The organism is Cupriavidus sp. GW822-FHT02D05, from assembly GCF_058802485.1.
The window spans coordinates 166508-178947 of record NZ_JBXAOE010000010.1 but is presented as its reverse complement, the minus strand read 5'-3'; the positions used below and the strand labels follow the sequence as shown (position 1 = coordinate 178947).

Sequence of the window (12440 nt, the reverse complement as noted above, 5' to 3'; positions counted from 1 at the left end):
GGAAAGGGCGACGTCAGCGCATGGGCTCGGCCTGCTGGTAAGCCGCGGCCTGCGGCCATGGACTGAAGCCCACGGCCTTGCGGCCGGTCTGCACAACGCCGAAGTCGCTCGCGTCCAGGCTGGCGGCAAGCAGCTTGCCGAAGGCGTTCAGCAAGACATCGGAGGTCAGCCCGGAGGGGCCGGCCAGCGCCGGGCAGATGATCCAGGTGATGTCGTCACGCGTGAACACCCGCAGTGATTTCACCAGGTCAGCGGGCTGCAGTTTCTCGTCCCGCACCGCCGCGTAGTCCAGCGCGAACGCGTTGACGAAATCCTCGGTATGCCGGTGGCCCAGGCACACCACCACCTTGGGCCGCCAGCGCGCGCACATCTCGGCCAGGAAGCGGAAGCGTCCGCCGTGCCGGCACAGATTCAGGTAGTGCTCCTTGGGCACCAGGGCCGGCTGGCCGCGGAACACCGTGGACCAGGGGGTCAGGCCATCGAGCTGCATGGGCAGGGGAAACAGGTTGAGCTTGAACTCGGCCCCGCAGGCGGCGTACAGGTGGTGCTCGTAATATGGCTTCCAGCCGGCATCGTCGTCGCGCAAGCCCAGCACCTGAGCGCGGGCGGCGGCCATGATGCGGGCGATGCGCTGGTGGCTGAGCCATTTGCCCATGCTGGCGCGGTGCGCGGCGCGAAACGCCGCGTCCCAGGCCAGCGGCGCCAGGCGCGGCTTGAGTGGCGCGCGCAGGTGCTCGGACCACGGATGCGGGCTCCTGTCGCAAAACCAGACCGAGGCCCGCGGATTGCCCCCCTCCATCCCCACATATGAAGCAAAGTAAGTATCTAGTTCCTGTCTTGTGAACACCGTGGTGTTCTCCATGCTGCCCCCCTGATTGCCTGGTGGGTCCCCTCTTCAGCTCTTGCCGCAGCGTGCCGGCGCCCGGGGGGCGCGCGTGCCGTTGCGATCGTTCGCCGGATATCCCGCGCCGGCCAGGGCTGGCGCTGAATCGTGCCGGGCATTTGTGGTGCGCCACGTCTGCTGCATGCTGGATAGCCTCCGCTATCCTAGTGGTCCGCCTTGCCAGTCTTGAGCATCTCGGCAATCTCGGTCGCGGAGGCCGGTGCGAATTGCGCTACGCAGGAGCGCGTCAGCGCCAGCGTGTATGAGAACGCCATGGCGCGGTCCTCGAACGTGCGGTTGAGCATGAAGTGCGCGGCAGGGACCTGGCCGTCGGCCAGCTTTGACAGGCGGACCAGCGCTCCCCAACTGCCTTGCGCCACCTGCAGGATATCCACCTCGATGGCATATCCGGCCTCGATATACGTCCTGGCCGGGCCTGCCAGCCGGCGTTCCGGTTTGTCGAGCACCATCTCGTTCCTCCACGATTCAGGTCGATTTGTGACAACCACAGCCACGCACGGCGTGCGTGGTTCCATCCGCCCATGGCTGCGGCCCCCCCGCGGCCATGGGCTTGTCATGCGTGCGTCAGCCTCGCATTGGTGCGCTCGCGCCGGCCAGCCGGGTGGCGGCGGGCGGCTTCGCGGTGGACTGGCGCACCACCAGCCCGCTGGGAAAGCACAGGCGGATCGGCGCTTCGTCTGGTTGCGCCAGCCGCAACATGACCCGCCGCACCATGGCTTGCACCATCTCGTCAAAGGGCATGGCCACCGAGGTCAGCGCGGGATTGGTGTACGAGCACATGCCGATATCGTCCATGCCGATCACCGAGACGTCGTCCGGCACCGACAGGCCCGCCTGGTGCAGGCCGGACATCAGCCCGATCGCCATCATGTCGTTGACCGCGATGAGCCCGGTAGGGCGCATGCTGGCCTGCGCCAGCTGCCCCGCCAGGACTTGGCCCAGTTCCGCCAGTTCGGCATCGCCGTAATGCGCGGTGGGCGGGCACTCTATCACCGCCGCGTCCCCCAGCCCGGCCTCTTTCACCGCCGCCTGGAAACCGGCGATCTTGCTCGCGCGGCTCACCGTGCGCCCGGCGGGCATGACAAAGGCGATGCGCCGGTGGCCCAGCTCGATCAGGTGCGACGCGGCCAGATGGCCCGCCTGGAAATTGTCGGGCGCCACATGATCGATGTACGCAGGCATGTTCGCGTCGGCGCCGCCGTCGTAGCTGACCATGGCCAGCCCCTGCCGGGTCGCCGCCTGGAAATGCTGCTCGTCGGTGAGCGACGACACGATGATCACCCCGTGCACGCCGAACGAGAGCAGATCGTCGAGCATGCGCGACTCCTGCTCCCGGTCCCGGTTGGTATTGCCCAGCAGCACGCGGTAGCCGTTCTGGCGCTGCGCCTCGGCCTCGATCTTCAGCGCGAGCTGGCCGTACATGGGGTTGGCGGTGGACGGCACCAGCAGCCCCAGCATCGGCGTCCGGCCGGTCTTGAGCTGGCGCGCGACCTGGCTGGGCCGGAAGCCAAGCGTGCGGATGGCCTCCTGCACCCGCTCGAACGTGGCGGGATTGAGCCGTTCGGTGCGTCCGTTGAGCACGTTGGAAACGGAACTCACGGATACGTTCGCCAGCCTGGCGACATCTTGTATGGTTGCCATTATCGGGATCTCATGCCAGCGTCATCAGGCGGGATAGCCATGGCGTCAGCGATGGCGTCGGGATCAACAACAGCAAGATCAGCGGCAGCAAGGCGAGGTACTTCAGCATCGGCCCCGCCACCTGCTCCATGCGCGTGGCGGCCATCGCGCAAGTGGCGACCAGCCCCGGGCCCGAGGGCGGCATGAACAGGCCAAAGCCCATGGCAATCACCATCACCGTGCCGAAGTGTAGCGGATGCACGCCGGCCTGCTGGCCAATGGACATGAGCACCGGGCATGAGCAGCCGGCCGAACAGGATCGGCGCCGGCGGCAAAGTCCAGGGGGGATGGCACCAGCCTGCGGCGAGGCGCGTCGCGCTGCACTTCGTCTGACGCCATGATTGCCGCGCTTGCGCACTTGGTCTCCGGTACTCGGCACCAAGTATTAAGCGTCTCCGTAAAACGATTTACTAAATCGATTTACAAATCATAGATGGTCGTGAGACAAATGCAAGGAGGACGGCTTGCCGGGTATCGCCGCCATCGCGGCGGTGCCCGGCTGCGCATTCTGAAGGAAGTGGTTCAGGCCGTGACCGCCCTGGCGCGGGCAACTACAGCAAATACAGCAAATACAGCAACCAAGCCACCGCCCTCAATCCCAGGCAGGCGCCAACCCCTCCGGGCTGGTCAAGCGTGCGCCCCGATCCAGCGCACCGATGGCAGCCATGTCCTGCTCAGACAGCCGCACCGCAAGCGCACCCAGGTTGCTCTCCAGGTTCGCACGCTTGGTAGAGGAAGGAATCACCGCATGCCCAAGCTGCATAGCCCAAGCCAGCACCACCTGCGCAGGCGTAGCCTCGTTGCGCTGCGCTATCGCCTGCACCACCGGATCCTGCAACACCTTGCCGTAACCCAGCGTCATGTACGAAGTGATCGGAATCCCCTGGCTGCGGGCAAAGTCAGCCACCTTGCGATTCTGCAAGAACGGATGCAACTCGATCTGGTTGGTCGCGATGGCACCCGCCCCCACCACGTCGATCGCCTGCTGCATCAGCCCGATCGTGAAATTGGACACCCCGATCTGACGCGTCAGCCCCTGCTCGCGAGCATCAGCCAGCGCGCCCATGAACTCAGCAACCGGCACCCCATCACCTGGCGACGGCCAGTGGATCAGCGTCAGGTCGACATGGTCCGTACGCAGCTTGGCAAGGCTGTCCTTGAGGCTGGGCACCAGCTTGTCGCGCGACAGGTTCTCGGTCCAGATCTTGGTCGTCAGGAACAGCGCCGAGCGCGCCACACCGCTCTCGGCGATGGCCTGGCCGACCTCGGCCTCGTTGCCGTAGATCTGCGCGGTATCGATGGCGCGGTAGCCAACGTCAAGGCCGTTGCGCACGGAGTCGATGACGGTCTGGCCTTGCAGGCGGAAGGTGCCGAGGCCAATGGCGGGAATGGACATTGTGTTTTCCTATATCAGGTCATGCGTTGGCGGCCACGGCCGGCTGCGGCCATGGCCGGAATGAATCCGCGCTTCAGGCGGGCGTCAGGCGAGCGGCATCTCGTTCTCGATCCACGCCGTCACCGACGCGTGCCGGGGCTGCCAGCCCAGTTCCGAGCGCGCGCGCCGGGCGCGCACGCGGCTGTTGGAGCCGAAGGAGTAGCGCGACTGGCCCTCGCCCCAGATGGGCGTGGCCTCTTCGACTGACCAGGACTGCACGGCCCCGAGGCCAAGCCGCCGGGCAATGGCAGCGCCGATCTCCGCGTACGAAGCCTCGCCGTTCTCGACGAAGTAAAAGGCGCCCGCGGGCGCACTGTCGAGCACGCGCGCATAGAGGTCCACCACATCGGCGATATGCACGTTGGACCATCGGTTCACGCCCGCGCCGACGATGCGCACCACGCCGCTTTGCCTGGCCTGCGCCACCAGCGGCGGAATCTGCACGCTGTCGGCATGCAGCCCGGCGCCGACGCCGTAGATCATGCTGTTGCACAGCACGGCGCTGCGCACGCCTTGCGCAGCGGCCGCCAGCACCATCTGGTCGATGGCGTGGCGCGCCTGCTTGCCCAGCTCCACCACGAACGGCGTCTGTTCGTCGAAGATACGCGGCGACAAGGCATTGCCGCCGGCGTCGTCGCCGATCACGCTGGAGCCGCTGGTATGCAGCAACGGTTTGCCCGAGCCGCGCAATCCGGCCAGCAGCGCCTCTACCGCGGCGCGGTGGTCGCTGCTGGCGGCGTTGATCACGCCGTCGGCCTGCGCGGCTTCGCGCGTCAGCAGCGCGGCGTCGTCGAGCGTGCCCTGCACGGGCACGACGCCGCGCATGGCCAGCTGTGCGGCCTGCGCCGGGTTGCGAACCAGGCCGCGCACGCTATGCCCGGCTGCGATCAGGTGAGCCGCGACAGAGCCGCCGATAAAGCCGGCCGCGCCGGTGATGAAGATTTGCATGGGATGCTCCTGGAAGCGGGCTTGTGAAGCGCGCCGGATTGGGGCGGGGCCGTGAGACCGTGAGGCGGCGGCCATGGCCGGATGAACGTGACCCGAGTATCCGCGCAACCCATGCAGAGAAAAACCGTGCGGCGTGCAGAACATATTTGATTCCGGCGCAAGAATGGGCAGCGCGCACGCAAAATGTGGCGCGCGCTGCCTGCGCTGCCGTGCTTAGCCCCAGGCCGGGAACGGATCGTCGCCACCGATTAACGGCGCGGCGACGCCAGATAAGGCTGCACGTTTGCCGCCGGCATGGCGTAGCCGGCGTAGCCCATCATGGTGTCCGCCCGCTCCACCCGCATCGCGCCGCTGATCCACACGGTGTCCATGCTGCGCAGCCCCGCCAGTGGTTTGTCCGTGCGCACAAGGATGACCTGGTTGGCGGGCGGCGGCGGCACATGGATGCACGCGCCAAAGTACGGCACCAGCAGAAATTCGCGGATCGCCTCGCCCTCGCCGTCGAGCGAGACGACAAAGCCCGCTATGCGCACCGCCGCGCCATCGAGCGAGGGCTCCACCGGTGCGTTCTTCCAGTACTGCCGGGCCTTGTACAGGGCGATCTGCGCGCGCGGGTCGGCGTCCTCCAGTTCATCGAGCCGCAGGCCCTTGAACGGCGCCAGTGGATCCCAGCCCTTGGGCAGCAAGGCCTGCCAGCCGATCTCGCGCAAGGTGGGGTCAGGTGTGGCGGGCGCGGGTTGCAGCGCCTCGCCTATCGCATAAGCGGGCGGCTCGGCAGTGGCTGCATCCGCTTTGGCTTGCGCAGGCGCCGACGGCCGGAAGAAATACGCCGCGCCAGCAATAGCCACTCCGATGACAGTGAGCGCAAACAAGGCACGCCGCACACGTGGGGTCATGCCGGGCTTGTTCATCATCATGTGGTCGGCATCAGCCCGTCGGCCAGGCTGAGGCGGTAAGCGCGCCACCCGGGCAGCAGGCTCACGCAGAAGCCGGCGGCGACCGCGGCGCCAAGCAGTGGCCACTCACCCGGCGTCGGCCAGGCCGCTTGCAAGGCCACGCCGTACGTGGCTTCCAGATAGGGCCCAAGCCCCGCTGCCAGCGCGCTCAGCAGCAGGAGCCCGAGCAGGGCACCGGCGGCCATCACCACCAGCCCCTCCAGCGCCAGCATGGCCAGCAGGTCGCGCGGGTGGGCGCCGACGGCACGCAGGATGGCCAGCTCGCGCCGCCGCTCGCCCAGCGCGGCAAGGATGGAGGACGCCAGCCCCGCCAGCCCGACCACCACCACCAGCGCCGACACCAGCAGCATGGCGCGCTCGGCCACCCCGATGACGCGCCACAGGTCATCCAGCGCTACGCCCGGCAACACCGCCGTCAGCGGCTCGTGCGGGTCCTCGGCAATCTCGCGCTGCACGGCAAACACTTGCGAGCGCAGCTTCAGCCCGACCAGCACGCCCGTCACGCTATGGGGCGTCAGGTCGAACTTGCGCACCTGCTCCGGCAGGATCGCCAGGCCCGGCAGCGGCACGCCGCCCTCCCAGCCCAGGTGGATGGCTTGCATCGCATCCAGGCAGATATGCACGGTGCGGTCCACCGGCGTGCCGGTGCGCGCCAGGATGCCGCTGACCACGAAGGGCTTGTCGGCATGGTCATGATGGCCGGCAGGATCGGCATGTGGCCCATCGCCACCGCCGTCGCTGTCGCCGTCGCTGTCGCCGTGGCTAAGCACGATGCGGTCGCCCACGCGGTAGCCGAGCCGGCTCGCCACCTCGGCGCCAAGCACCGCATCGAACAGCGACGGGAAGATCCTGCCCTGCGCCAGCTCCAGCGCACGGCGATCCCCGTAGCGGTAGTGGGTGAAGTAGCTGGCCGTGGTCGCCAGCACCGGGAAGCCGCGGTGCGAGTCGCCCAGCGAGATCGGAATGGTCCACGCCACCGCCGGATGCCGCGATAGCCGCTCTACGCTGTCCCAGCGCATGTTGTTGGTGGCCCCGCCAAGGTGGAACACGGTGTAGAGCATCAGTTGGATCGGGCTGGTGCGCGCCCCGACCACCAGGTCGGTGCCGGACACCGACTGCGCGAAGCTCGCCCGCACCGCATGCCGGATACGCTCCACGCCCAGCAGCATGGCAACGGACAGGGCTATTGCCAGCAGCATCAGCAGCAGGTTGAAGCGGCGGTTCCACGCGCTGCGCGCCGCCATCGATAGCATCAGCATCATGCCGGCGCCATCACGTCACTAGCCTCGATCGCGCCGGTCGCGTCCATCGTATCGATCGCCGGCAGCGACAACCTCTGTGCGAAGCTCGCCGACAAGCGCTCGTCATGGCTGACAAACACCAGGCTGGCGCCGGCGGTGCCGCATTCGCGCTGCAGCAACGCCATGAAGGCCTGCTGGCGCGGCGCGTCCAGCGCCGAAGTGGGCTCATCGGCCAGCACCACCTGCGGGCAGCCGATCAGCGCGCGCGCCGCGGCCACGCGCTGCTGCTGGCCAACCGAGAGCTGGGTGACAGGGCGCTGCCACAGGGCCGGCGACAGGTCGAGCTGCCTGAGCAGCGCGTGCGCTGCGGCTTCCGGCGTCTCGCCCTGCGCCGCCGTACGCTCGCGCCGGGCGGGCGAGAAGCGGCAGGGCAGCAGCACGTTGTCCACGACCGACAGGTAGGACAGCAGGTTGAACTGCTGGAAGACCAGGCCAACATGATCGGCACGGAAGCGGTCGCGCTGCGAGGCCGATAACGCGTCGAGCGCGGTGCCCAGCACGCGCACGGTGCCTTGCTGTGGCAGCAGCACGCCGGCCAGCATCGACAGCAAGGTGCTCTTGCCGCTGCCGCTGGGCCCGCACACGAACACCTGCTCACCCGCGCCCAGCCGGAGCCGGTCAAGCCGCAGGCCGGGCGCGGCCTGCGCGGGCCAGGTGAATGCGATGTCCCGCAGGTCGATGACGGCATCGCCGCCGGCCTTGCTGGGCTCGCCATGTTCGCTACGTTCGCCGATACCATTCGCCATCCAGAACCTCGCCAAGCATAATGCAACAGTGTTGCATTATGCTGCGACCCGGCAAGAGATGGCAAGCGGCCCCGGCGTCTACCTTGCCGGGCGCGCCGGCACGCGGCTCGCGGTGACCGTGACCTCGACCAGCCATCCCGGCGGCACCAGCCGCAACACTTCGGCGCGCGTACGCACCGGCACGTTGGGCTGCTTGCCGGTTCCGAAGTACTGGTTATAGACGCCCGAGAAACCGGTGAAATCCGGCTTGCCCGTGGCCGGGTCCGCCACGATCAGCGCCTGCATGGAGACGATGTCGCCCATCTGGTAGCCGCGGTCCTTGAGGATGTGCTCGATCTGGCCGAGCACGTTGCGGGTCTGGGTTGCGGTGTCGCCATAGGAGGCCGCGGTATCGGGCGGCGCGGAGGCATTCGCCACCGTGGGCCCCACGCCGCTGAGCACGAGTTGCTCCGCGCTGGCGGGAATCTCGATCGCCTCGGCGAACTCGCGCGCCCAGGGTTCGGTCATGTGCGCCGGGTTGCGATGCCGGACGATCTGCTCGGCGGCGTTGGCCGTGGCGATGCAAAGTGCCGGAGCGACGACGGTGGCGATGGAAATACACGATAGCAAGCGTGTTGCGCGCATGGGGGGCCTGTCGGTAGAAGCAAGGAAGGAGGATCCGGGCAACGCGGCGTTGCCTTGCCGGACCGTGCAAACGCGGGACGCAGAACACTGAACACCGAACGCGTTCGCGATTGTCACGACCCCATGCTAGTAGCCGCCCCTGTGCGCGGACAAATGACTCCTTGCGCCGCATGCATGCCCTGAGGTCATGCGTGGGTCCAACGACAGCTCAGATCGACGGCATCGCCGCCACCTCGGCGTGCAGCCAGTTGCGGAACGCCGCGATGGCGTAGTCGTCGGCCCGCTCCTTGCGGTACAGCAAGCAGTAGTCGCCGCCGCTGGTGATGCGTTCGCGCACCGGCACGGCCAGCCTGCCCGAGGCGATCTCCTCGGCCACCAGCACATCGGGCACCAGCGCGATGCCGCGGCCTTCGATGGCGGCCCGCACCGACATGAAGAAATGCCCGAAATGCAGGGCCTGCGCGCCGGCCGCGTAGGGCACGTCCAACGCGGCAAACCAGTCGGGCCAGGCATGCGCGCGGGAGTCGGTGTGAATCAGCGGCAGCCGCGCCAGCGCGGCCGGGCTGGCGGGCAGCCGGCCCTTCACCAGCCCAGGCTTGCATACGGGCACCAGGCTGTCGGGAAACAGCGGCTCCGTGGCCACGCCCTTCCACTCATCCGTCATCACCAGGTCGATGCGCGGCGCACCCTTGCGGGCCCGCTTGCCAGGCGGCTTGCCCACACGGATGGCCACGTCCACTTTGTCGCGATCGAACGAAACCGGATCGATCGACGTGATCAGCCGGATCTCGATGGCCTGGTGCGCCTGCGTGAAGTTGACCAGCCTCGGCATCAGCCAGGTGGAGGCCAGCGTGGGCAGGATGCTGACCAGCAGGCTGCGCGAGTTCCTGGCCCCGGTGAGCTCGCGGGCAACCGTCTCGATCTGGTCGAGCGAGCGCGTCACCACGTCGAACAAGCGCGCGCCCTGGGGGGTGAGTTCGATGGCGCGCGTGAGGCGGTTGAACAGTTTGAGCCCGTAGTGCGTTTCCAGGTTCTTGATATGCCGGCTGATCGCGCTCTGGGTCACGCACAGCTCGTCCGCGGCCAGCGTGAAACTCATGTGTCGCGCGGCGGCCTCGAAAGCGCGCAGCGAAACCAGCGGAGGAAGCGAACGTTTCATGCGGCACCTGGGGGCGAGGGCGATGGACGCATAAGTATAAGTCATGCGTATGTGCAATCAAGTCGTTTGCTGAAAAGATCCGCGACGCCGAGTATTCCTCTCAGGCAAGAAAAAAAGCATCTGCAAAAAACAAAGACCCAGACAAAAGACAAAGCCAAAAAAAGGAGCCCATATGACAACCACGCCCGGCGAGGAGCGCCCCCTGCTCTCGGTATCCGGTCTTTCCAAGCGATTTGGAGCGACCTGCGCATTGCGCGGCGCCGATCTCACCGTGCGCCCCGGCGAGGTGCATGCGTTGATGGGCGAAAATGGTGCAGGCAAAAGCACGCTGGTGAAGATGCTCGTCGGCGCGCTGCGCCCGGATACGGGCACCATCGTGCTGCGCGGCCAGCCGGCTGCCTTTGGCTCGGTGCGCGACGCCATCGCGGCCGGCGTGATTCCCGTGTACCAGCATGCCACCGTGTTCCCGGACCTGACGGTGGAACAAAACCTGCATGCCTTCGACGTGGCCCGGGCCGGCGCGCTGCACGCTGGCGCCCGCCTGCCCCTGCAATGCTATCTGGACACGGCGCGGCGCATCGGGCTGGCGCTCAACCCGCGCCAGCTGGTGTCCGGCCTGTCGATGGCCGAGCGGCAGTTGCTGGAGATCGCGCGCGGCGTGGCGCGCAAGTGCGAGGTGCTGATCCTCGACGAGCCGACCGCCGCGCTTAACGCGCATGAAGCCGACCGTCTGTTCGCCGCTGTCGCGCGCCTCAAGGAAGAAGGCAAGGGCATCGTCTTCATCAGCCACAAGCTGGGCGAGATCAAGCAGGTCTGCGACACCATCACCGTGCTGCGCGATGGCTTTACCGTGGTGGATGCGGCGCCGGTGGCCGCCATGACGCCGCACCAGATCGTCGAGGCCATGGTGGGGCCGGTGGCCGAGCGCCCCGCGCGCGAGCTCCCCGTCGTAGGCAACACGCGGCTGCGGGTTGAAGGCATCGCCTGCGGCGATCTGCTGCGCGACGTCACGCTGTCGGTGGGGCGAGGCGAGATCGTCGGGCTGGCTGGCCTGATCGGCTCGGGTGCGATCGAGCTGGGCGAAGTGCTGAGCGGCAGCCGCCCCCCCAGCACCGGCACCATCCGGGTCGACGAGCTGGACCTGACGGCGATGTCGCGCCGGCGCTTCAAGCAAGGCGGCGTCGGGCTGATCCCGGCCGACCGCAGCAGCGACGGCATCTTCCCGGGGCTCAATTGCGCCGCCAACGCGGTGGCCTCCACCTACGCATCCATCTCGGATCATCTCTTCGTCTCCGATGCCATGGAGGTGGGCGCCAGCGAGCGCCTGTTCGCGTCGCTGCGGGTGCGCCCGGGCGATCCGGCGCTGGACGTCAGCGCGCTGAGCGGCGGCAACCAGCAAAAGCTGCTGGTGATCCGCAACCTGCTGCTGCCCGGGCTGAAGGTGCTGGTGGTGATCGAGCCCACGCGCGGGGTTGACGTGAACGCCCGCGAGGCCATCCACGATGCGCTGGTGGACGCGGCGCGCCGTGGCGTGTGCGTGATCGTGGCGTCCAGCGACATCGACGAGGTGGTGGCCTTGTCGCATCGCATCGTGGTGATGCGCCACGGCCGCATGGCCAGGGTGTTTGCGCGCGGGGTGGCGTTGCACCAGGTGATTGCGTGCACCACCGGCGCCAGCGATGGCGATGACAGCAAGCAACCCACGCGTGAGGAGGCACATCATGGCCTGGCTTAGGAAGTGGCCGGCATCGGCCTGGGTCTGCCTGGCGCTGTTCGTGGTCTGCGTGATCGCGGTGCCGCGCTTTGGCACCAGCGGCAACATCTTCAACCTGGCGCGCGTGCTGGCGGTGCTGCTGCTGGTGGCGATCGGCCAGGGCCTGGTGATCGTGGTGCGCGGGCTGGATTTTTCCGTGGGCTCCGGGGTGGCGCTGTTCAGCGTGGTGGCTGTGCTGAGCATGCCGGCCATCGGCGTGGGGGGCGCGTTTGCCGCCGGCGCGCTGTCGGTGCTGGCCCTGGGCGTGCTCAATGGCACGCTGGTTGGCATCTTGCGCATTCCCGCCTTTCTTGCCACGCTCGGCACCATGATTGCGGTGCACGGCTTGTGCGGCGTGCTGGTGGGCGGCGTGCCGCTGGATGCCCCGTCCAGCGTGGACTTTTCCGCGCTGGGCCGGGGACAGTGGCTGGGCCTGCCGTTGCCGCTGTGGCTGGCCGGCGCCGCGCTGCTGGTCGTGGGCGCGCTCACGCGCTACACGGCGCCAGGCCGCGAATGGTATCTGGTGGGCAGCAACCCGGAGGCCGCGCACCTGGCGGGCATCGCGGTGAAGCCACGCGTGCTGCAGGCCTATCTGGCCAATGCCGTGCTGGTGGCGATAGCCGGCGCGGTGCTGACCTCGCGGCTCGGCTCGGGCCAGCCCAACCTCTATCCCAACCTGCCCTTCGAGGCGATCGCCGCGTGCGCCATCGGCGGCATTCCGCTCACCGGCGGCAAGGGCGGCCCGCTGCACGCGCTGTTTGGCTGCCTGATCCTGGCCATGGTGGGCAATGCGCTCGTGCTGGTCAATTTCCCCAGCTATATCCAGAGCGTCCTGCTTGGCGTGCTGATCCTCGCGGCCGTGCTGCTCCAGCAACTGCGCGGCCGCTCACTGCGCGCGCGCCCGCTGCCCAGCCTTCCTGCCAACGCATCTTGA

General features: G+C 67.9%; 13 protein-coding genes. 2 read left to right on the top strand and 11 right to left on the bottom strand.

Annotated elements, in window-relative coordinates:
* Positions 1 to 13: 13 nt before the first annotated feature.
* The 11 genes from AC1RQK_RS15525 to AC1RQK_RS15475 form a co-directional block, all read right to left on the bottom strand.
* Positions 14 to 862 (bottom strand): transcriptional regulator, encoded by an 849-nt coding sequence (locus AC1RQK_RS15525; protein WP_492809699.1) that lies wholly within the window; start codon positions 860 to 862, stop codon positions 14 to 16.
* Between the two features lie 185 nt (positions 863 to 1047).
* Positions 1048 to 1353, bottom strand: a complete 306-nt coding sequence (locus tag AC1RQK_RS15520) for a hypothetical protein (RefSeq protein WP_492371409.1) — start codon at positions 1351 to 1353, stop codon at positions 1048 to 1050.
* Positions 1354 to 1468: 115 nt separating this feature from the next.
* Positions 1469 to 2545 (bottom strand): LacI family DNA-binding transcriptional regulator, encoded by a 1077-nt coding sequence (locus AC1RQK_RS15515; protein WP_492371408.1) that lies wholly within the window; start codon positions 2543 to 2545, stop codon positions 1469 to 1471.
* Positions 2546 to 2555: 10 nt separating this feature from the next.
* Entirely contained in the window at positions 2556 to 2810 is a 255-nt protein-coding gene (locus tag AC1RQK_RS15510) for a TRAP transporter large permease subunit (protein ID WP_492809697.1), read from the bottom strand.
* A gap of 366 nt (positions 2811 to 3176) precedes the next feature.
* Positions 3177 to 3980 carry a 2,5-didehydrogluconate reductase DkgB gene (gene dkgB / locus AC1RQK_RS15505; protein ID WP_492809695.1) on the bottom strand — a complete coding sequence of 268 codons (804 nt, stop codon included), beginning with the start codon at positions 3978 to 3980 and terminating at the stop codon, positions 3177 to 3179.
* 84 nt (positions 3981 to 4064) lie between these two features.
* Positions 4065 to 4967 (bottom strand): NAD-dependent epimerase/dehydratase family protein, encoded by a 903-nt coding sequence (locus tag AC1RQK_RS15500; RefSeq protein WP_492371405.1) that lies wholly within the window; start codon positions 4965 to 4967, stop codon positions 4065 to 4067.
* A 248-nt stretch (positions 4968 to 5215) separates the two neighbouring features.
* A complete protein-coding gene (locus AC1RQK_RS15495; protein ID WP_492809692.1) occupies positions 5216 to 5884 on the bottom strand; it encodes a DUF3299 domain-containing protein in 669 nt (222 codons plus the stop codon).
* Positions 5881 to 7185, bottom strand: coding sequence for an ABC transporter permease (locus AC1RQK_RS15490; RefSeq protein ID WP_492809690.1), 1305 nt, complete (start codon positions 7183 to 7185; stop codon positions 5881 to 5883). Before AC1RQK_RS15490 ends, AC1RQK_RS15495 begins: the two co-directional genes overlap by 4 nt.
* A complete protein-coding gene (locus AC1RQK_RS15485) occupies positions 7182 to 7970 on the bottom strand; it encodes an ABC transporter ATP-binding protein (protein ID WP_492809688.1) in 789 nt (262 codons plus the stop codon). The genes AC1RQK_RS15490 and AC1RQK_RS15485 overlap by 4 nt, the downstream gene beginning before the upstream one ends.
* A gap of 78 nt (positions 7971 to 8048) precedes the next feature.
* On the bottom strand, positions 8049 to 8594 hold the full coding sequence (locus AC1RQK_RS15480) for a RidA family protein (RefSeq protein WP_492371401.1): 546 nt from the start codon (positions 8592 to 8594) through the stop codon (positions 8049 to 8051).
* A gap of 208 nt (positions 8595 to 8802) precedes the next feature.
* The gene (locus tag AC1RQK_RS15475) at positions 8803 to 9753 is read right to left on the bottom strand and encodes a LysR substrate-binding domain-containing protein (RefSeq protein WP_492809686.1); all 951 of its coding nucleotides are present in this window, start codon (positions 9751 to 9753) and stop codon (positions 8803 to 8805) included.
* 172 nt (positions 9754 to 9925) lie between these two features.
* Between AC1RQK_RS15475 and AC1RQK_RS15470 the strand changes: the two genes are divergently transcribed.
* On the top strand, positions 9926 to 11488 hold the full coding sequence (locus AC1RQK_RS15470) for a sugar ABC transporter ATP-binding protein (protein WP_492809684.1): 1563 nt from the start codon (positions 9926 to 9928) through the stop codon (positions 11486 to 11488).
* Positions 11475 to 12440, top strand: coding sequence for an ABC transporter permease (locus tag AC1RQK_RS15465; protein ID WP_492371398.1), 966 nt, complete (start codon positions 11475 to 11477; stop codon positions 12438 to 12440). Before AC1RQK_RS15470 ends, AC1RQK_RS15465 begins: the two co-directional genes overlap by 14 nt.